General features: G+C 35.0%; 15 protein-coding genes. 3 read left to right on the top strand and 12 right to left on the bottom strand.

Annotation, left to right across the window (positions count from 1 at the left end; translation table 11 throughout):
- Positions 1 to 15 precede the first annotated feature (15 nt).
- The 11 genes from PHO43_RS02840 to PHO43_RS02790 form a co-directional block, all read right to left on the bottom strand.
- Entirely contained in the window at positions 16 to 1,260 is a 1,245-nt protein-coding gene (locus PHO43_RS02840; protein WP_045089724.1) for an exo-beta-N-acetylmuramidase NamZ family protein, read from the bottom strand.
- A 36-nt stretch (positions 1,261 to 1,296) separates the two neighbouring features.
- The gene (locus PHO43_RS02835; protein ID WP_053826226.1) at positions 1,297 to 2,628 is read right to left on the bottom strand and encodes an MFS transporter; all 1,332 of its coding nucleotides are present in this window, start codon (positions 2,626 to 2,628) and stop codon (positions 1,297 to 1,299) included.
- Between the two features lie 49 nt (positions 2,629 to 2,677).
- Positions 2,678 to 4,042, bottom strand: a complete 1,365-nt coding sequence (locus tag PHO43_RS02830) for a SpoIID/LytB domain-containing protein (protein ID WP_288011230.1) — start codon at positions 4,040 to 4,042, stop codon at positions 2,678 to 2,680.
- Positions 3,997 to 5,463 carry a glycosyltransferase family 2 protein gene (locus PHO43_RS02825; RefSeq protein ID WP_288011227.1) on the bottom strand — a complete coding sequence of 489 codons (1,467 nt, stop codon included), beginning with the start codon at positions 5,461 to 5,463 and terminating at the stop codon, positions 3,997 to 3,999. The genes PHO43_RS02830 and PHO43_RS02825 overlap by 46 nt, the downstream gene beginning before the upstream one ends.
- 43 nt (positions 5,464 to 5,506) lie before the next feature.
- Entirely contained in the window at positions 5,507 to 8,587 is a 3,081-nt protein-coding gene (locus tag PHO43_RS02820; protein ID WP_502867169.1) for a golvesin C-terminal-like domain-containing protein, read from the bottom strand.
- Positions 8,588 to 8,735: 148 nt separating this feature from the next.
- On the bottom strand, positions 8,736 to 10,571 hold the full coding sequence (locus tag PHO43_RS02815; protein ID WP_045089719.1) for a RagB/SusD family nutrient uptake outer membrane protein: 1,836 nt from the start codon (positions 10,569 to 10,571) through the stop codon (positions 8,736 to 8,738).
- Between the two features lie 12 nt (positions 10,572 to 10,583).
- Positions 10,584 to 14,054 (bottom strand): SusC/RagA family TonB-linked outer membrane protein, encoded by a 3,471-nt coding sequence (locus PHO43_RS02810; protein ID WP_502867171.1) that lies wholly within the window; start codon positions 14,052 to 14,054, stop codon positions 10,584 to 10,586.
- Between the two features lie 449 nt (positions 14,055 to 14,503).
- Complete coding sequence (locus tag PHO43_RS02805; protein WP_053826228.1) at positions 14,504 to 15,658, bottom strand: FecR family protein; 1,155 nt, start codon at positions 15,656 to 15,658, stop codon at positions 14,504 to 14,506.
- Positions 15,659 to 15,716: 58 nt separating this feature from the next.
- A complete protein-coding gene (locus tag PHO43_RS02800; protein WP_288008824.1) occupies positions 15,717 to 16,292 on the bottom strand; it encodes an RNA polymerase sigma factor in 576 nt (191 codons plus the stop codon).
- Positions 16,292 to 16,789 carry a dihydrofolate reductase gene (locus PHO43_RS02795; RefSeq protein ID WP_045089716.1) on the bottom strand — a complete coding sequence of 166 codons (498 nt, stop codon included), beginning with the start codon at positions 16,787 to 16,789 and terminating at the stop codon, positions 16,292 to 16,294. The genes PHO43_RS02800 and PHO43_RS02795 overlap by 1 nt, the downstream gene beginning before the upstream one ends.
- Positions 16,786 to 17,580 (bottom strand): thymidylate synthase, encoded by a 795-nt coding sequence (locus PHO43_RS02790; RefSeq protein WP_288011253.1) that lies wholly within the window; start codon positions 17,578 to 17,580, stop codon positions 16,786 to 16,788. The genes PHO43_RS02795 and PHO43_RS02790 overlap by 4 nt, the downstream gene beginning before the upstream one ends.
- 268 nt (positions 17,581 to 17,848) lie before the next feature.
- Here PHO43_RS02790 and PHO43_RS02785 point away from each other — a divergent pair, with 268 nt between their 5' ends.
- From PHO43_RS02785 to PHO43_RS02775, 3 genes are all read left to right on the top strand, one after another.
- The gene (locus PHO43_RS02785; RefSeq protein WP_045089715.1) at positions 17,849 to 18,439 is read left to right on the top strand and encodes a DUF937 domain-containing protein; all 591 of its coding nucleotides are present in this window, start codon (positions 17,849 to 17,851) and stop codon (positions 18,437 to 18,439) included.
- A gap of 6 nt (positions 18,440 to 18,445) precedes the next feature.
- Entirely contained in the window at positions 18,446 to 19,045 is a 600-nt protein-coding gene (locus tag PHO43_RS02780) for a hypothetical protein (protein ID WP_154904816.1), read from the top strand.
- Between the two features lie 178 nt (positions 19,046 to 19,223).
- Positions 19,224 to 19,691 (top strand): hypothetical protein, encoded by a 468-nt coding sequence (locus tag PHO43_RS02775; RefSeq protein WP_045089713.1) that lies wholly within the window; start codon positions 19,224 to 19,226, stop codon positions 19,689 to 19,691.
- A 2-nt stretch (positions 19,692 to 19,693) separates the two neighbouring features.
- Here PHO43_RS02775 and PHO43_RS02770 read toward each other — a convergent pair whose 3' ends face one another.
- Positions 19,694 to 20,980, bottom strand: coding sequence for a bifunctional folylpolyglutamate synthase/dihydrofolate synthase (locus PHO43_RS02770; protein WP_045089712.1), 1,287 nt, complete (start codon positions 20,978 to 20,980; stop codon positions 19,694 to 19,696).
- Positions 20,981 to 21,227 lie beyond the last annotated feature (247 nt).

Raw genomic sequence — 21,227 nt, 5'->3', positions numbered from 1 at the left:
ATAAAATTGTGCTTATTATTTATAAAGATAATATTTTTTTGAAAGCTTTCTAAAGTAATCTTCATCTTTAGTCCAATGTCTGCTTATATCTTTATAGGAATGGTTCTTTGAAAATTCAATTCTGATTTTATCGCTTCCGCATACTTTGTCAAACATATTGTACCGATTTTCTGAAGCATGATCAAAAACTTTCTTATCGGGAAATAGTTTAGCTGCCACTTCCATGATGTGAAACTGAATATCTGAGAGGCGAACTTTGGAGAAATCGGTAATATATATTTGGACTCCCTGAAAATTCTCACCTTGGCCAACAGAATAGTAGGGCTTTAAATGAATTGGACGAAAATTAACTCCAGATAGACTTTTAGAATTAAGGGCAGCGGCAAATTCCTCTGCATTTATCCATTCGGCGGCAACAATTTCAAAAGGTAGGGTATAACCAACACCTATTGATACATAACCTAGTTCACCCAATATTCCTGTAACAGGATAATAGTAGGCAGAGTGATAGAATGGTATATGAGGTGAGGTTGGGACCCAAGGCAAGCCGGTATCTTCAAATTTCATTTTTCTTTTCCATTTTTTCATCTTAATTACAGACAATTTACAGGGATTTTCTAACATACCTTCACCGTTAATCATCTCGGCTAACTCACCGCATGTAAGTCCATATATATATGGTATCTTAAGCTGACTTACAAATGAAATGAAGCCATCCTCAACAAGGTTACCTTCAATTTTTTGTCCACCTAAGGGGTTTGGACGGTCAAGTACCATAAACTCGATATTATTTTCTGAAGCAGCCTGCATTGCCAGGTACATAGTAGAAATGTATGTGTACGAGCGACAACCAATATCCTGTATATCATAGACTAATACGTCAATCCCCTCAAGCATTTCAGAAGTTGGTTTTCTTGTAGAACCATACAGAGAATAGACAGGTACTCCAGTATTCGGATCGTTAAAATCGGATACTTTGTCTCCTGCATGAACATCACCTCGTACCCCATGTTCAGGTCCATAAAGCGCAACCAATTCCACACCATTAGCCTCGTGTAGAATATCTATAGTTGATCTTAAGTTGTCATCAACTCCTGTAGGGTTTGTAATTAATCCCACTCGTTTTCCTCGTAGTTGTTTAAAGTTATCATTTTTAAGAACCTCAATTCCTGTCTTAATCTTTATATCTTGAGCAAAAGATGATGTGCAAAATATAAATCCAATAACTGTAACTAGCAATATAATATTATTTATTTTCATACTATATTAATAAATTGTTTGTTTTTAATAATCAGATTACTGATTATCCCCACTATTGTCTGTTTCGGTTTTTTTATTTTTTTTCTTAGCTCTACCAAAATCCTTATCTATTTTCATAAATGGAATAATTATTAGAGTTGGTATTATAGCAATCAATATAAATATAAAGAAGTTAATATATCCAAGTTGTTCCTGTATCCAACCTGCGGCCATACCCGGCAACATCATTCCAAGTGCCATAAAACCTGTGCAAATTGAGTAGTGTGCAGTTTTGTGATCACCTTGTGAAAAATAAATCATGTATAACATATAAGCAGTAAATCCAAAACCATAACCAAACTGTTCAATGAATACTGCAAGGTTTACCCAAAGAAAATTTTCTGGTTGATAAACAGACAATAAGAGATAGGCGGCGTTTGGAAGTGTAATAGCTAATGCCATTGGCCATAACCAATATTTCAAACCTTGACGTGATGCTAATATTCCACCAATTATTCCTCCGATAGTTAACGCAATAACTCCAACAGTTCCATATGCTATACCTGCATCTTGTGTAGCTAAACCGAGACCTCCAACTTCTCTGGGATCAAGTAGAAAAGGATATGCAAGTTTTACCAGCATTGCTTCTGCAAGACGGTATAATAGTATAAAAACAAGAGCCAGTCCAATACCCTTCTTTGTAAAAAAAGATCTGAATGTATTGCCAAATTCACGCATTACTTCTTTTGGAGTGTTTGCTGCTTTACCTGAATCTGAGACTGGATATGGGAGAACAAAGCGATGGTAAACGAAAAATGCAATAAATAATCCACCCATAATGAAAAAGGTTAAGCTCCATGCAGTTGGTATGTCTACTTTCCTCTCGAAGAAACCTGCAAGTATTATTAAAAATCCTTGTCCCGTTATAGAGGCAAGTCGATAAAAAGTACTTCTTATACCAACAAAAAATGATTGTTGAGAATCATCTAGAGATAGCATATAAAAACCATCAGCAGCTATGTCGTGAGTGGCTGAACTAAATGCCATAAGCCAGAAGAAAGCGAGTGAAGCCTGAAGCCAAAATGGGGTAGGGAGGGTGAATGCAATTCCAGCCAAACCTGCACCAATAAGCAATTGCATGGAAACTATCCACCATCGTTTAGTTTTAAGTATATCTACAAATGGACTCCAAAATGGCTTAATGACCCAAGGTAAATAAAGCCAGCTTGTATAAAGTGCAATCTCTGTATTCGATAGTTCCAATCGTTTATACATGATTACTGAAATTGTCATAACTGCTACATAAGGTAAACCTTCTGCAAAATAAAGAGTAGGCACCCATGTCCATGGATTACGAAATGTTGCTTTTCTACTTAGTTTGTTTTTCATTTCTTTTATTAGTTGTTTGTAAAGCAAAGACTTTTAGTCAAATGTTTTATTAGTATTCTGTTTTGATATTAGACCCGGGAAAATAGTGAAGTAGGATCTCTTTGTATTTATAACCTTTATCAGCCATCATTGCGGCACCGATCTGACAAAGTCCGACTCCATGTCCCCATCCGGCACCTGTTAATACAAACATTTGAGGTATACCTTCATCATTTTCTTCTGAGGCATCAACAACAAAAGCAGAACTGTAAAGATGAGATTTGGATAAAGCTCTTCTGATTTCGAGTTCTTTACCAATAACTAAAACCTTTTCAGTCCCTATTATTTTAAGTTTAATGATTCGTCCGGATGTACCTCTTTCCAAAGGTTGTAAGTCAACTATCTCTCCAAAATCAATCCCGGTACGTTCATAAATTAATGCTGAAAGTTCTTCCTGACTATACGTTTTTGTCCATCTGTAAAAATCAGCAGTCTCCTGGTCATAATCATTCAAAACCTGCTTAAGCACATTAGTGTTTTGAGTGTTGCAAAATGCATCTGGTGAACTTCTGATCCACTCTTCGGCTTCTTCTTCAATACAAAGGTCAGGTAATGGAATACCACTATAATTATCCGGTTTTCCCTGAAGATATGGATGAACAATTGGTTCCCAAACATTCTCAAATGTTTCCATTATGCCTCCGCAACATTTTGAATAACGTGCATCACAAATAGAACCCTTATAGGAAATAACCTTTCCCCAAGTCTCATTTACAACTCTGTCAACCAGTTCTGTTGTTTGTCTTGTAATTCCCTGATAGCGCTGACAATGATCATCTGCACAAACATCAAAATCTTCATGATCTTCCCGATCATACCATCTTATAATTTCAGTTGGTGTTTCAATTGAAGTCTGATAAACTTTTTTTTCTTTGTTTATTGATTTGTTTTTAATGATCTGTGCAAGCAACCAGCTTCGTGATATAATAGAGTGAGCTTTTAGTAATTCTTCCGAGCTGGTAGAACTCATTTCAGAAGAGATAACACTCTTTAGATAATCTTCAAGAGAGACGATATTTATCACAGTAATAGATTTATTTTCACCCACTCCGGTAGTAATAAACTTTAATCCACCTAAAAACTGTTGATTCTCTTTTCTCTCCCAATGAAACTGTACACCGATAATTACATCTTTAATTTCAAAGCTGTCCTTATGCAATTGATCTGCTTCAAAAGTTAACTGATCATATCTCTCTCCGTTGAAACTAATCTGACCATTATCGATCTCTACAAAATAATCTCCTTTCAAAAACTTTTTTCCTTGAAGTTTATAAGTTGAAAGTAATGAGAAGTTGATTCTATTCTGATTTTGTAGAATACCTACATGTATCAGAGGTTCTCTCGTTTTATTTTCTTTCTCGCCTGAAGTTCCCATGTTCTTATTCTATCTTTATAAAGGTTATGACCATTCATTTTGACAATATCAAGTGATGCATCAGAGTTATCTTCCCATCGTCTGCACAGGTACAATATATCATATATTCTCCCAATTTGGTAATTTCGTGATATTCTTAATCCTACAGCATAATCTTCACCATAACTCGTATTTGGCAACTTAATTTCACGTAGAATTGGTGTGTAGAAAGCTCTTGGTGCGCCTAAGCCATTTATTCTCAATGCATTGTTGCGTCCATTTTCAGGAGTCCATTCTCTATGATCGATTATTCCTGGGGGGATCATTTCCAGATCAAAGTTGGTCATTTGATATGTACCTACTACCATTGCACAATTTTGTTCATAAAATGCATTGACAATCTTTTGCAAAGTGTCTTCTCCGCTATAAATATCATCGCTGTCAAGCTGGATTGTAAACTTTCCACATTGAGGATGATGTATTCCCAGGTTCCAGCAACCACCAATTCCAAGATCATTACGGTTCGGAATTAGATGTATTAAACGAGAGTCATTATTAAATTCTTCTATAGCCTCGGTAGTACCATCGGTAGAATGATTATCTACTACTATAAGATTGAATTTGAAAACAGTTTTCTGTCTTAAAACCGATGCAATAGCATCTTTTATAGTTTTAATTCTGTTTCGTACTGGAATTATTACAGAAGCTTCATATTCAAATTCATCCATATTAAATTCTATAGGATTGAATATTGGTTCAAGATAAGCCCCCACATCCTTTAAATGTTGAGTACATGCTTTTTCCATTTCAATTTGTACCTGTCTGTTTTTTGGATCTACATAATCAAATATCTTCTTTCCCGATTCTCTGTTGTCTTCTTCAAATTCTGTATAGAGGAATTCATTAATATGAACCAGATCAGCTATTTGTGACACCTTAAGACGTAAGTCATATAATCCCGCAAATTTATAATCTTCACTTTTTATTCTTTCTGCAGCTCTCTTAAAAACAGTGCTATTAAATAAGATAAATGAACCAAAGTTGAAATCATCCCTTAAACTACCTTCCTGATAATCTATAACTGGATAGCTTTTTTTCTCTCCAGCAACTATTGCAAAATAATCAGAATATACCATTCCGGCACTACTATCTTCTGCAATCTGTATCATTCTTTCTAAGGCAAAATAGCCCAATTTTAAAGCAGTTGATTTCATGTATAGTGCCGTATAATCAGATTCAGTGTTTAGTGCAATCTTTTTAATTGTATTACTACTCAGTAATGTATCTATTTCTATACTTTTACATCCTTCAATTGTCTCATTGATATTTTCAGGTATAAGTAATAAAATATTGTTAATTGTATCTGATTTCTTTAGTTCATTTACAGTTTGTTGTGCCTGATTGGCATCAGAGTAAATAATGAAAGCATCTATTTTTTTCATATTGATTTAGTTTATAAATATTTTCAGAGTAATCTTATGCTAATTAATTATTTGAATACTCAAAAAATGACTGCATAATGTTTTTTATAAGACTATTTATCTTTTCTTGATTTGTAATTGATTCAATTGGGAATCCCAAAATACAACTATTATAATCTTCACCTTTGTATAAAATACCTGCACTAAGATTGTTCTCTGCATAACGAAAAATGGTGAAAGCGTTTTCACTTGCAGGCTCTATTGCATCAGGATTCTCAACAACATATCCTTCGCTGTTAAGTGTATTATAGTATTCTAAATTCCCTTTAATCAAATGGAATGGTGAAGGTACAGACTTGATTTTTCCTGTCACTCCTCCATAATTGTTACGCCATTTATATTTCAATGTATTCTGAGCCCAGTCTCTATCCTCTGTTGTTGAGTATGGATTGTCCCAGAGGTCAGTACCTACAAATGCACCACTTATAATTATGTTGCCTCCTTTTCTACAATAATCTGTTATTAATTCCTGCTCAATTCTGGAAAAAGTTTTGAACCTCGGGGGCTTAGCACCTCTGGCGACTATCCATTCACGTTGTTTCCCTAATATCCAATCAACAGTTTCAAAATTTTCAATTTCCACAAAGCCGAATTCAACAGCACTTGCAGAAGTTGACACAAATGAGTATCCTGCATCTGCAAAAGCTAATCCATGTATGTAAGGATAATCAAAAGTATTTCCTGCTATCTTGGTGGTCTCAAAATTAGCTTTACTATCACCAAATCCTGATGCATCATCATCCATCCATGGAATCGTCCTTCTGAACTCATGCATTTGTCCAATAAAGTGATAATCTGCAATATAGGGTACACCATTGTCAACACTTCCAACAAAACCTGCTATGCTATCTTCAGAAGTAGTGAAACTGTATGGAGCAGAGATTCTTGTAAATCCATTGACTATCAATACTTCACCTTTTTGATCAGATTTTCTGCAAACAGATAATATTTCTGATGGGAAGCTTATTCCTCCATCATTTACTGCAACTACTTTAAAACTGTAAATATGATCTTTCTTTATTACAGTTGAATAACTATTATTTGTAACCAGTATTCCGTTATCAAATCCACCATTATTTATACGTGTGTAAACAATATATTTTTCTGGAAAAGCCGTTGACTCAGATATATCAACTGTTGGCTCCCAGTTTAATTGTATTACAGTATCATTTGAGAATGTAGCTGAGAAGTCTTTAACTGGAAGAGGCTGTACAACATAAGGTCTCTTATATTGTGTTGATATATATTTTAGCATTCCTTTATAAATGGATCTGCTCACCAGAAACCGAAAAGTTGGATCCAGTCCGTAACGCATATCTGCAAAATTTTGATGAGAAAGTAATTCAAGAAGCATTGTTGGTACGTTTGGTATACGAGCTTCAGCATAAGATCGGTTCCATAAATGACGTCGGGTCCATTCAGGTTCAAATTCTCTACGGATATCAGATACAATTTCATCCATAATCAATTCAGATAGATCACGTGAAGCCCATCTGGATTTACCATTTTCAAATAACTCATTATTATAATGGGTCATATATATTCCAAGTGTGCCTACAATTGTATCCCCCCAGAAGGTGCCGGCATCTGTATGAAATGCAAATGCCAGATCCAGCGGAATGTTTAATCCATTCTCCTTAGGCAGAACAGATGAACCGCCTGCCAGCCAGTTCACCCAGAATCCTCTACTTGAATAATCATCTATGTAGTCATTCTTACTCTCATTTCTGTTATATATAGTGTCAGGTACTCCTGCCCATTGCATCCAATATCTTGCAGCTTCGGTGTATCTGGGATACCCACTAATTTCGGGTGTGTATTTTATTAATGACTTTAAATTGTTTGAATTAGCTTTATTATTTTCTTCATTCATGTTCTGACCTGAGTTCTCAGAACTTTTAATGTTTTCAGAATCAAAACCTTCCGGATGAGGCATTCGTGCAATATTTCCCATTCCTCCTCCAATTTTTACAGCATCAGCGGTAATAATTCTTCCAGCTTTTTTCCCTTTATTTGTAAGTGTTATCTTATTATTTCTTCCTTCCTCAAAATCAAAATATCCAAGAAAAATCCAGGTTCCACCACCCATCTGTTGGTTTACCTTTAAATCTGTTTTCCCACCTGAATGATATACACTATATAAAGCTTCATCACTACTGTTTTTCAAAGTTTTATAAGAGACATAAACACCATATCTGCCTTTTTCTTTTATATCCGGGATCCATTCAGCTATACTCTCTTCACCTTTGGATATTGTTTTTATTTGCCTTGCTTTGCCCAACATAAAGGGATTTTCACCATCTGTGTAAAACTCTTTTATATTAGCAAATCCAAAAGAATCGTTGTCATACCATGATTCTCTTCCATTTATTTCTCTATACTCTCCTGAGCTATAACCATCTCTGTCAATTATTAACTCCACCTTGTTGTAATCACGTTCTCTAGGTAGAATTACATTAGCTCCTGCATTCTCTAACATCGGAGTAAGAAAGGGAATCACATAGCTTTGAGTATAAAGATCTTCTACAGTCTGAAATATTCTTGCTCTTTGCCATTCCCATCGTCCTAACTTTTGCTCATAATACCAGCCGTGACTTTGCCATAATGCAATGTGATTGTTTTGTAATCCCTTCAAGAAAGTGCCAGCAGGATTTGAAATATTTGTCACTAAGGGTTTAGTTGCTTTTTGTGAAATTATTCTTTTCTTGTCTAACTGTTTACTTCTATGGAAATTGGGAATAAGTTCACTTATTTCCATTTCATCTGAATAGACACTGATTCGATATTTTTTTTGATTAAATGGTATATGATATCGCACACTGTCATATACCTGCTTTATGGTTAGTTCCCTCATAGGGAGGAATGAAAGTGAAAGGTTTGTGTAAATCTCTATACTTTTTTTCTTGTCATTTATAAATATACTGTCAATATTTACTATTCCCGGTCGAAGCAGTGTTTCCTGGTAAATGTTTGTCAATGACCTGGCTAAACTGTTTTTCAATGGGTCCTGAACTTGGTCCTGAGGAAATGATGCGTAGGTCAAGGCAAACATGCATGCAATAAAAATGTATCGTCTCATATGCATTACTTATATTTTCATTGGGACTTTATCACACTCAATTTTACAAATGTAGTGAAAATGACTGAATTGTAATCTGAACTATTATATTAAAAAAAGAGGGTAAAATCATACAAAGATATTACCCTCTTTTGGGGAAATTGAAGTTAGTAAATTAATTCCATCCCGGAGTTTGAGTCAAAGTAAAACCTTTATCTTTATACTGGTCGATCTGAGCAGTTCCCACAGGTGCTAAATACACTCTGTCATCAAATGCCTGTCGGTCAGTTCCATTTTCAATCATATAAAAGCCTACCATCTCATCATCGTTTGTTCCATCATAAGTTACAACTGTTCCATCGGCTTTCTTAACTTTCAACAGACCCACTTTCTCACTTACAAGTAAAGAAGGTAGTTCTTCTTTTACATTTATCCACAAACCAAGTAAGTTGTCCGGATATTGTGTAGCACTCATATAATTGATTTTCTTCCAGCGTTTGATATCCAGGAGTCTAGAATATTCAAATACAAACTCCATTCTTCTTTCGCGTCTGATTTCCCATATCAAAGGTGATACATCAGGATCACGATCCGGGTCATCAGGTAGCGCTGCCAGACTCATTGGAGCTGTTTTTTGTACACCTTTTGCAATAGCTTCAGAGTCTAATGGTCTGTTTCTTATCTGATTAATGGAAATGTCGATATCAAGTTGTGTTACAGAAGATCCACCCAACGTTGCAAGTTCCGCTTTTGCCTCAATCCAGTTTAAAAGTACTTCTGAATAACGCATTACAGGAGCATCATTTGTATTGGAATTACTTCCATACATAGGAGGTATATTACCTGAATTCCAAAATGTAGGCCCTGTTCTATCTATAAATTTACTTGCATACAACAATGTTGCAGCTTGTACTTTTGGTACATCTTGAAAAGTAGCTTCAAATCTCGGGTCACGAGTTCTAATCATATTTTTAATATTCAACGAATCAGCATTTTCAACACTTGATAGTTTATATGGCTGACCATCAACGCATAGAAAGGATTTTGCGAGTGATAAGTTTGCTGAAGGAGATTGACTCTCATATCCATTAGAATAGGAGGCTACATGGTGTGTTACACCTTGTGCAGCATCATAATGACGATACATTAATATTTCAGGATTTCCTTTAAGGTCTTGAGAACCAAATAAGCTTCTGAAGTCTGAAGAGATACTGTAATTTCCACTATTAATTACGAAGTCTCCGGCAGCTACTGCCAGTTCAAGATATTTCTTAGCTCTTGCCTGATCATTATGATGATACTTCTGCCATGTTCCTTCAAAAAGCATAATTCTGGAAATAAATCCTGCTACAACGTACCTGTTAAGAACATTATCTCCATCATTTAACCGCACATTCTGGAATGCAAACATCAGGTCATCATATACCCGGTCCATCACTTCTCCACGTGGAGTTCTGTCAATATACATTTTATCAAGATCACTAGAATCAAAGAGTGTTTCATAGTATGGTACATCACCAAAAACTCTTACAAGTCTATGGTATTCAAAACCCTTGAAAAAGCGAGCGACACCCAACCAGTGATTATATGCTTCACTACTTATTTGAGACTTGGCTACATTTTCAATTCTGTCTATAAATAAATTAGACTTTCTTACCCAGGCAAAATTCCAGTTTGGTCCTGCATACTGAATCAGCATATCTGGTGTTTCAGATGTACTTCCCCTACTTGATGGCGCACTGGACTCAAAATTTGACTGTACATTAGTGTTTGAAAAGTCATCACTGAAGTAATAACCCCTTAATGGGGCATATGCTACTCCCCATGTATTGTTGTAACCGACAAAATAATTGATATAAAAACCATTGGCGAAGAGTCTGAGGTCAGTCTCATTTCTCCAATAAGTGTCATCATTCATATCATTTAGTTCAGGTCTGTCAAGTACATCGGAACAGCTACTTATTAATAAAACAATAAGTAATAAGCTGCTTATTATTATATTCTTTTTCATGTTTCTTCTATTTTAAAAATTAATTTGTAAACCAACCGATCCACTTTTAAAAGTAGGTGTACCAACACCTGTTCTGCCTAAGTTATAGTTAGTCTCATTGAACATTGAATATCCCGAGATAACTTCAGGATCGATAGGTAGTCCCCTTAAATTATCAAAAGTGAAGAAGTTCTCCAAAGAAAGATAAACGCGAAGGTTATTAACCATCACTTTATTCATTAAACTACTTGGGAAACTGTATCCAATAGTAACGTTTTTAATTCTGGTATAAGACATGTCAAGCAGATACTTTGATTGAACCTGCATATTATTGCCAGTATTACTTCCTGCCAAGTTGTAAGGAGCCGGATAAAAAGCATCTGTTCTGTCAGGTTTCCAAAAGTCTCCAGCAATGGCTTGTGGCATAGCACCATCAGATGCATGAAAACCAGGAGTTGTTAAGAATCCTACACCCCATATTTGTCTGCTTCCTACACCTTGAATAAATACAGAAGCATCCACACCATGCCAATCTGCACCTAAACGCAGACCATACTCGAATCTTGGTGTTGAATTACCTATTATTTCCAAATCGCCATGATCGTCTAATAAACGACTACCTGCATCAATTTCACCATCACCGTTCAGATCCACAAATTTTACATCACCAGGACCAAAGAAGAAGTTAGAACTGTTCTGCAGAAATGCCTGATAAACAGGTTTTCCATTTGCATCAGAGAGTTTATTTACTGTTCTTCCGGCATATTTTTGGCTTTCATTTGCGGTTAAAACAATTTTTTGCAACTCACCATTTGAGTCTCTCACAAAATCACTCTCCTGATATAATCTGTCTGTTCTGTAACCCCAAATTTCTCCATATTTTTTTCCTTCATACCATCCATCTATACTGTTTGTATCTCCATATTTCATAATAGTAGTAACAGCATCCGATAGGGTAGCCATAGCGTTTATACCCAATCCGTTTTTAAAACGATAGTTGTAGTCAACACTAAGATCCCATCCTTCAGTTCTTAAAGAACCAAAATTTCCTTTTGGAGCACCTGCACCAAACGTGAAAGATACACCTTCCCCGGGAACTATCATATTCTTGGTATCTCTGCGATAAACATCGAATACAACGCCAAGAGTATTATTAAGAAAATATAGATCCACACCAAGGTTTGTATTCTCCAGATCCTGCCAAGTAATATCTCTTGTGATAGCAGCTGGTGTGCCAACAGCAACAGCCTTTGCTCCACTTGCATCAAGCCACATTGTTTGACTTGTAGACATTGAAGGAGCATAAAGTCCACTTGGTACGGTCTGGTCTCCAATCACACCCCAGGAGCCTCTTAGTTTCATTGATGAAACAACCGGTGTTATCCACTCCATCCATGCTTCTTCAGTAACACGCCAACCTGCAGATACTGAAGGGAAGAAGCGCCACCAAAGTCTTGATGGGAACTTAGAACTTCCATCATAACGTAAATTTCCTTCCAAAAGATATCTATCTCTGAATGCATAGTTGATACGACCAAAGTAGCCTAACTGTGCTTCCCAGAAAGTGTTTCCACCTGATGTCATTGTTCCCACTGCTTTTCCAAACTGAGGATTCACAATATCTGCTAAGTCGGTTTTCTGTGACCAGTTGCTCTTGGCATCATATGTTACTCTGTTCATACCCAACATAAATTTGAAAGCATGATCTTCTTTTAGTTTCAAATTGTAAGTTGTATATATATTGAGAGTGTTTGTTACACCATTCAAAACATTACGGTATATATGGTCAGGATTAGCTCCATGAGCTGTATATTCTGTTAAGCTAAGTTTATAAGCAGGTAATGCATTAGGTGTTGTTGAAGGCACCGGCGTACCCTGATCGTTTACATAAATTCTATTTCCTTCTGCATCAGTAAGTGGTAAAGCTCCGCCCCATGAGTTCAAAGCTGTATATCTGGTACCCAAGCGGTTATTAATAAAGGTTTCGTTTGCATTTGTAAAGTCCAAATCTACAACCCAATTATCAGTAATATTTACCAAGGCACCTATATTAACATTAAAGTATTTATTTTCCTGATTTGCAGTATTAGCTTGTGAAATTTCTGAAGCAGGACTCCTGATAGGATCTCCATTCTCGGTTCCCATAGGCTGAACCGGTCCCCATCTATACAGGTATAACCATGGGTCAGCAGTAGTACTGTTTGTTACATATGGATACCTTTTATCTCTGTTAGAGTAAATAGCTCCTGCCCTTAAAGTGAAATATTTACTTAATTCACTACTTAACCTAATTGTACCATTGTAGCGGGTAAAATCGTCATATTCTGCTTCTTTCATCATACCTGTCTGATGAAGATAGCCAAGACCTACATTGAAAGTGGTTTTTCCGCTTTTGCCATTTACCGACAGATTATGAGTCATAGTAGGTGTCCACTCTTTAATCATGTAGTCATATGGATCATATGTTCTTAATCCCAGTTTACGGTTATTGGCATCAACATACCAGTCTCTACCATAAACCATTGGTTCTTCCGGTCCCATTTTACCATATGTATTATGCCATATTTTTGATTTTTCATAACTTTCTCTGGTAATTTGCCAGAAAGCACCTGAAACAGATCCACCCACTCTTTCCATTGCCAAAATGGAATACTCCATTGCATCAAGCATACCCATCTCCATTCTTTTGGAGATATTTTGCCAAGCAAAGTTGTTTGAGTATTGTACATTAACCTGATCTTCTGTTGCTCCTTTCTTAGTGGTGATTAAAACAACCCCAAAAGCACCTTTAGCTCCATATATCGAAGCACTCGCAGCATCTTTTAATATTGAGATTGATTCAATATCATTTGGATTTACAACCTGAATACTTGGTATTTCTACGTTATCCAGAAGAATTAGAGGTTGTGAGCTACCTTCAAAAGAACCTATTTGACCTCTTACCTTTATTAGAGGATCGGAGCCCACCTCTCCACTAGGTACAATAACGGAAAGACCTGGAGTTGATCCCTGTAATCCGCGTCCCACATCAGATATTGGTCTGCTTCCAAGAGTCTCTTCAACATTTACAGTAGATACTGCACCTGTCAGGTTTTCTTTTCGCTGTGTGCCATAACCCACAACTACTAATTCCTGTAGTGCTTGAGTGTCTTCTCTGAGTGTTATTGTGAAGCTTGTATTTCCTGCAGTACTGACTGTCTGACTTAAATATCCTATAAAGGAGACCTGGATTGAAGCTTCATTTGAAACACGTAAAGTGAACTTCCCATCAATATCTGTAATTGTACCATTTGTAGTTCCTGACTCAATGATATTTGCTCCGATAATAGGTATACCCTGATCATCTAATACTGTACCCGAGATTAGCTTCCCATCTTGTTGAAGTTCTTTTATGATAGTCGACTTTCCCGTCGCTTTCTCATCGAGTATTGGCTTTTTTGAAATTGTTATTTGTCTGTTCACTATTGAGTAGACCAAGTCTGTGTTTTTCAACAACAAATCCATAATCTCATTTATAGATCTGTTGTTATAAGAGACGTTTACTCTCCTGGATAATCCACTTTCAGTATTATCCATAAAAAGGAATAAATAGTCACTGTTCATTTCAATTTCTTGCAACGCTTCACGCAGTGTGACTCCCTTAACATCAATGCTAACTGATTTTGATTGAGAGTAGGTGTTCTCTGCTGCAATTGAAAAAACAGAAAGTAAAGTTATAAAAAAGTATATTTTCATAATTTTTAAAAACTTGCTGTCTTTTTTCAAGTTTAGTTGTTTAAAGTTTGGTTTATCTTGCATATCTTTATGATTGAGATTTAATTTGTTACCAATAAATTAGATTCGCTTAACAGGCCGAATAATGTTCCCGCATTATACGGCCTTTTTATAACATCATATTCTTATTTCATAGGCAGTTAATTTTAGATTACACATATATTTGATTTAAGTTACATTTATTCTTTTTTTATACTAATAACACCTTCACTTTCAATATAATATTTTAGAAAAGTCATTTGTGAGAACGATTCTAAGACATCATTAATATTTTCAGAAAGATAAAGTTTACCGGAACAGGTCTGTTCTTTTAATTTCAAAGTATTATCAAAATGAAATTCAACATTGTAATATCGGCCAATTTTTCTTAAAACCTCGGTTAAGGAATTTTTGTTTAAGTTCATATATCCGTTTTTCCAGCTAACATATTCCGTTACATCCACCATTTGATTGTGGATGCTATTATTGTCTAGAATCGCCATTTCTCCAGGTTTCAAAGTCAATGAATTTACATTATTTTTTACTTGAACTGAGCCTTCTACAAGTACAACAGTTTCACTTTCTTCATCTGTATATGCAGATACATTAAATGATGTACCAAATACTGTAATTTGTGATTTAGGTGTATGTATAATAAATGGAGTACTCTGTTTTGTAACTTCAATAAATATTTCACCTTTAACTTTTATTTCTCTTGCCTGATTAGAAAAAGCTGATGGGAACTCCATTTCTGTTCCTGAATTTAAGTGTATTAATGAGCCATCAGCAAGAATTACAGAAGATCTCTTCCCAAATGGAACAATTAACTTGTTTTGATTGTTTTTCAGGTCAATCTGTTTTTGAGTAATTGAATCATGTATTAACGCATTTTCCCCTTCAGTTAATTGAACCATAGAGTTGTTTTCAATATCAAATGATTGTTCTCCGGAGATTAACTGTATCTTATCCTGACTCATTACTTCACCAATTGAAGTAAGTTGATTTTCCGGTATACTATTAGTATTAGATGTAAGAATGTATATTGTTGAAATTATTGTTATAAATAGAGATGCGGCAACTGAGGTGACTATAATGGATAATTGTTTTCTTTTTTTTAAATGGTAAATTCTATCCTGAAGTTGTCTGTTTACTGTTTCTTCATCTATTATACACTCACTCTTATTCTTCTGAATTTCATCGAAAGTTGCAATGGCTAGTTCAAAAGATTCTCTAAGATGTTCGTTTTTATTAATAAAATCTTCCCAAAACTGTGTTAGTTTAACTGTGCGACGAGTCCTCCAATAGACAAAAAGGTCATCACATAAAAAATCCTTATAATCTAATTTCAATTTCATTTACACTCTTTTTAATAAAGACATGGAAAAATTGAAAAAAGGACTAAATTAATAAATTTTAACCAAGTATTGTGAATAAATGTATTAAATACAATAGTGAATTGGATGGTGATGCACCTTTCATTTTCTTTAATGCACGATATAAGTTTTTTTTCACAGCATCAGTTGAAAGGTTCATAATTTCAGCTATTTCTGAATAATTGAGATCCAATTGATATCTATAATGAATAATTCTTCTCTGCTTTGGAGGTAGTGTTTTAATTAAGTTAGTTAACTTATTTTTTAGCTGTATTTCTTTTTCTTCATCAATAATTTTTTCAATTACAATCTTCTCATTTTCTTCAAAGTAGTCTTGTTGTAATTCTCCAATTTCAATTAGTTCCAAGTTTCTAATGTCAAGAAGTCTGTTTTTTAGACTTCTGAGCAGATAAAATTCTATATTTTGAATGTGGTTTAATTTTTTTCTTGAAATATAAATATTGAAAAAAATATCTTGTATTGCATCTTTACTCCGTTCATCATCGAATCCAAGATTTAATGCATAAGCTAAAAGTTCCGAATAGTAAGCATGATAAATCTTAGAGAAAGATTTATCATCTCCCTCTAAAAATAGTTTCCACGCATCATCGATCATTACTTTACTTTTTTTCTATAGTAGGTTAAAAATGTATAAGGGTACAAATGTTTATCATCAGCCATATGCCTCTCCTCCTCTATAAGCTCCCAATCTTTAAAATCAATATTAGGGAAAAAAGTATCGGCATCATTGAATGTATTGTGAATACGAGTTAGATAGAGTGTGTCGGCAAGATGGAAAGTGGTGCGGTAAAGCTCGCCACCTCCTATTATGAAAACCTTTTCGTGACTTTTACTTACCGACAGAGCTTCTTCTATTGAGCGTACAACAATACATCCGGGAAAATTATTTACATCACCTGATGTCACTACAATATTTATCCGATCAGGCAATGAACCATTAGGTAATGATTCATATGTTTTTCTTCCCATAATTATGGTGTGCCCAGTAGTAATCTTCTTAAAATGTTTCAAGTCGTTTGGAAGATGACACAGTAATCCTCCATTTTTACCTATTCCATTTTTTTCGTCAATAACAACAACAATAGCTATCATACTGAAACCTTGCCTTTAATATGAGGATGCGGATCATAATTCACTAGCTCAAAATCTTCATATCTGAATTTAAAAATATCCTTTACATCAGGGTTAATTTTCATCTGCGGTAGCGGACGTGGTTCACGTGTTAGTTGAAGTTTTACTTGTTCTAAATGATTTAAATAAATATGTGCATCGCCAAACGTGTGAATAAAATCACCCTCTTCCAGGTTTGTCACCTGAGCCATCATTTTTAGGAGAAGTGAATATGAAGCAATGTTGAAAGGGACACCAAGAAAAAGATCTGCACTTCTTTGGTATAGCTGCAGACTTAGTTTACCACCTGCAACATAAAATTGAAAGAAAGCATGACAAGGTGGCAGGTTCATATTTGGAAGATCTGCAACATTCCAGGAGCTAACTATTATTCGCCTCGAATCAGGATTGTTCTTTAAATCTTTCACCACTTGGGTAATCTGATCTATATGTCCTCCATTATAGTCTGGCCAGGAACGCCATTGATAACCGTAAATATGTCCCAGGTCCCCATTCTCTTCTGCCCATTCATCCCAGATATGGACACCATTATCATTCAGGTACTTTATATTGGTATCCCCTTTTAGGAACCATAATAGTTCATGTATAATAGATTTCAGATTAAGTTTTTTGGTTGTAAGTACGGGAAAACCATCACTCATGCTGAATCGGCTTTGATGACCGAATATGCTGATGGTACCGGTACCTGTACGATCTTCTTTCTTAGTACCTTCGTTAAGTACTCTTTGCAATAAATCAAGATATTGTTTCATATTTAGTTTTATCCTATTATCGAGAATTATGTTTTCAGCTTGTCTTTTTCTGAAAACTTCTGTTATGACAAAAATAACTGTTTTTTTCCTGAGTACAAGTTTAAGTAGTAACATAATGTTTATATAATAACAATTTATTATCTCCTTATGTGGTGATTTTCTTCCTCAATCAAATAATTTCAGAACGAAACCTCTATGGATGTTGTTATAAATAGTATATTTGTGTGTATTACTTCATTTTTATTTAACAGTTTAACTCCTTAATCATATGGATATATCAGAATTACTAAACAGCTCAACTGGACAATCCTTAATCAGGAGTATTTCCGATAAATTGGGAATTAACGAGAAAGAAGCCTCAGGAGTAGTTAGCACTGCTATACCTGCTATACTTGCAGGAATGACTAAAAATGCTCAAACAGCTGAAGGGGCCGAGAGTCTAAACAGAGCCATAGAATCAAAGCATGATGGTTCGCTTTTGGATAACCTGTCAAATATTCTGCAAGGGCAGACACAGGAATTACAAAATGATGGAGATGGTATACTTGGACATGTATTTGGTAGTAAAAGAACAGCTGTAGAACAAACACTTTCTAAAAAAACAGGTGTTAGTTCCGGGAAAATAGGGCCTCTACTTGCTCTGCTTGCACCAATAGTAATGGCATACTTGGGAAAAGAAAAAAGAAAGACAAGTACAGGGGCAGGGGGGTTAGGTGATCTTCTGGGAGGATTGCTTGGAAGTGGAAGTCAAGGTCGATCAGGTGGAGGAATCATGGACATGATTAGTGGAACACTCGATAAAGATGGCGATGGTGATGTAATCGATGAAATATTTGATATGTTTAGTAAGAAAAGATAAATGAAAATGAGACATAAAAAAATCAAAAAAAATCTGATATCGTTTGTTGTTTTTAGTCTGATGTTAATCAGTTATTCATGTTCAGTGCCAGATGATTACATTACTGAAGCTGAAGCGCGAAGGCTTATAGAACAGGCCATAAGAAATCAGAATCCGTCAAGTGGGCTTAGTGAAGCAGAGATAAAGAAACTAATTGATGATGCAATAAATAAAAATAATAACAGTCTCGAGTTCACACAGTGGGATATAATAAATATAACAGTAAACAGATCTGATTGGGTTTGGAATAATAATGCAATGCAATGGGAGGCTATCTTTAATCTGCCGGAACTAACTGAGTTTATTTATGAACAGGGTGCACAGTTAGGATATGTATTTATAGGGGAGCAGGGAGTTAATGAGGTACAAAAATTATTGCCTTATGTTGAAACATATTATGCCGGAGATGATGATTTTGGGAATCCTGTCTATTTCACTGAAACTATCAGTGTGGATTATCAATTCGGAAATCCGAGTACCGTAGCTTTTTTTATTAAGGACTCTCAGTTAGCCAAAGATCCGGATGCTCCTCAATTATATAATTTCAGGATTGTTTTAATTTGGTAATTGTAAACAGATGTAAAATATAACATCAAAAAAATAGCTTCTGCCTTTTAATGAAACTTATTTTAATAGGCAGTAGCCTTTTTTATTCAAACTATTCTTCCTTTTTATTGTTTTAAATTAAACGAAAGATGATTTTACAGGTCTTACTTTCAAATAACATTATCAATAATTATTAAATATGAAAAGAAAACTTTTAGTATCGATTTTTGCAGGGATTCTATTCTTGGGTACGGCTTTCGTAATGACATCTTGCAGTGATAGTAGTGATGATTTTATTGAGACGGCCTGGAATATAGAAAATTTTAATGTTACAGCTTCACAGTGGAGTTGGAACTCAAATCTTAACAGATGGGAAGCTGTAAGGCAGTTGCCGGCTATTGATGAGTTTATTTATGAAGACGGAGTAGTACATGGATTTATTTTCCTTGGAACTCAGGGTGTTGATGAAGTCCAGACACCTCTCCCATATATTAGAAGTTTTCTTGAAGATAATGGGCAGGGAGGCGTTATAGATTTTACCGAAACGATAAGTTTTGAATATAGCCATCTGACAAATCGAATAACCTTTTATATAGAACCTTCCGATGGTTTCCAAGATCAGAATGCCCGCCAAAATTATAATTTCAGGATAGTTATGATCTGGTAATATCAGATAAACATTGGTAAGGCATCTGCTACTATAAATGAACTTCCGCCGATGAAGATAATATCCTCTTTATCGGCATTTTTAATTGCTTTTATTACAGCTTCTGATACTGTAGGGCAGATGTATCCCTGCAAACCAAATTCACCTGCCATATCAGCTAGTTTAGTTTCATCAAGAGCTCTTTGAACGGAAGCTTTGGTGAAGTAATAATTTGCATTTTTGGGTAATAATCTCAATACAGACTCAGTATCTTTATCATTTGCCATTCCAAATACAATATGAAGTCTCTTGAATTCTTCTGAAAGCAGTCTTTCAATTACATATTTAATTCCATGAGAGTTATGTGCAATATCACAAAAGATTTTGGGTTCTGTTTTTAACAGCTGCCATCGACCCATTAATCCTGTTATTTCAGTTACTTTTTCAAATCCTTTGTAAACGGCATCTTTAGGAATGTTGTACCCCAGTTCCAGCAAAATATCAACTGCTGTTAACACGGTTCTAGCATTATACTCTTGAGCAGGACCACTTAATTGTCCTGTGATATTGTCAAAATTTGCTGATTTATAAAAAATCTTATCTCTCAATCTGTCAGCAACAAAATCACTCATATAAACTTCAGAAAAAACAATAGGAGCTTCAACAGATTTTGCCTTATCAATAAAAACCTGTGCAACATCACTATTTCCAATTTCTCCAATTATTACCGGAGTGTATTTCTTAATAATACCAGCTTTTTCTGCTGCAATTTTCGTGAGTGTGTTACCAAGATAATTCATATGATCTAATCCAATATTTGTAATTATACTCAAATCTGGAAAAATTATATTAGTACTGTCTAAACGGCCACCCAGTCCAACTTCAATAATAGCAACATCAACTTTTTTTTCGGCAAAATATAAAAAAGCCATCTCCATTGTAAGTTCAAAAAAAGAGGCCATCACCGGTTCAAATTTATCTCTGTATTTTTCGACAAATTCAATCACATATTCCTTATTGATCATCTCACCATTTACACGTATTCGTTCCCGAAAATCAATAAGGTGAGGAGATGTGTATAATCCAACCCTATAACCTGACATCTGAAGAATTGCAGCCAGAAGATTCGAAACAGATCCTTTGCCATTGGTTCCTCCCACATGTATATTTTTAAATTTCTTGTGAGGATGACCAAAAATTTCATCTAATGCCAGACTGTTATCCAGTCCCTCTTTATAAGCAGCGTGACCTATCCTTTGGTATTCAGGTGCCTGACTATACAAGTAGTCTAAAGTCTCATTATAATTCATCTATTTATTTACCTTTTAAATGGAAATATTAAATTGAAAAACAGTATAAATGTAACTATTTTATAACTAATAAAAGAGGGTAGAATCACATATGTGAAACACCCTCTTGTTAATTATATTTATTCAATACTCAGTGCTAAAATATAAATATCCTAAGTATGTAGTCTGATTAAAATCAGTTTTTAAGTGGAAGCACAGAATACTGTTTAGAATAACGTAATTGTTGATCTATGTAGTTCTCTTTATA

Source organism: Lascolabacillus sp. (genome assembly GCF_028696275.1).
Taxonomy (GTDB): domain Bacteria; phylum Bacteroidota; class Bacteroidia; order Bacteroidales; family Dysgonomonadaceae; genus Proteiniphilum; species Proteiniphilum massiliensis.
Note: the sequence above shows the minus strand (reverse complement) of the source record. Positions and strands in the feature narration are given on the sequence as shown.

Excerpts from the sequence above, each read along its gene's own strand:
- PHO43_RS02835 (WP_053826226.1), bottom strand. The coding sequence starts at position 2,628 with ATGAAAAACAAACTAAGTAGAAAAGCAACATTTCGTAATCCATGGACA.
- PHO43_RS02785 (WP_045089715.1), top strand. The coding sequence starts at position 17,849 with ATGGATATATCAGAATTACTAAACAGCTCAACTGGACAATCCTTAATC.
- PHO43_RS02840 (WP_045089724.1), bottom strand. The coding sequence starts at position 1,260 with ATGAAAATAAATAATATTATATTGCTAGTTACAGTTATTGGATTTATA.
- PHO43_RS02830 (WP_288011230.1), bottom strand. The coding sequence starts at position 4,042 with ATGGGAACTTCAGGCGAGAAAGAAAATAAAACGAGAGAACCTCTGATA.
- PHO43_RS02780 (WP_154904816.1), top strand. The coding sequence starts at position 18,446 with ATGAGACATAAAAAAATCAAAAAAAATCTGATATCGTTTGTTGTTTTT.
- PHO43_RS02820 (WP_502867169.1), bottom strand. The coding sequence starts at position 8,587 with ATGCATATGAGACGATACATTTTTATTGCATGCATGTTTGCCTTGACC.
- PHO43_RS02825 (WP_288011227.1), bottom strand. The coding sequence starts at position 5,463 with ATGAAAAAAATAGATGCTTTCATTATTTACTCTGATGCCAATCAGGCA.
- PHO43_RS02790 (WP_288011253.1), bottom strand. The coding sequence starts at position 17,580 with ATGAAACAATATCTTGATTTATTGCAAAGAGTACTTAACGAAGGTACT.
- PHO43_RS02805 (WP_053826228.1), bottom strand. The coding sequence starts at position 15,658 with ATGAAATTGAAATTAGATTATAAGGATTTTTTATGTGATGACCTTTTT.
- PHO43_RS02775 (WP_045089713.1), top strand. The coding sequence starts at position 19,224 with ATGAAAAGAAAACTTTTAGTATCGATTTTTGCAGGGATTCTATTCTTG.
- PHO43_RS02810 (WP_502867171.1), bottom strand. The coding sequence starts at position 14,054 with ATGGATTTGTTGTTGAAAAACACAGACTTGGTCTACTCAATAGTGAAC.
- PHO43_RS02795 (WP_045089716.1), bottom strand. The coding sequence starts at position 16,789 with ATGATAGCTATTGTTGTTGTTATTGACGAAAAAAATGGAATAGGTAAA.
- PHO43_RS02770 (WP_045089712.1), bottom strand. The coding sequence starts at position 20,980 with ATGAATTATAATGAGACTTTAGACTACTTGTATAGTCAGGCACCTGAA.
- PHO43_RS02800 (WP_288008824.1), bottom strand. The coding sequence starts at position 16,292 with ATGATCGATGATGCGTGGAAACTATTTTTAGAGGGAGATGATAAATCT.
- PHO43_RS02815 (WP_045089719.1), bottom strand. The coding sequence starts at position 10,571 with ATGAAAAAGAATATAATAATAAGCAGCTTATTACTTATTGTTTTATTA.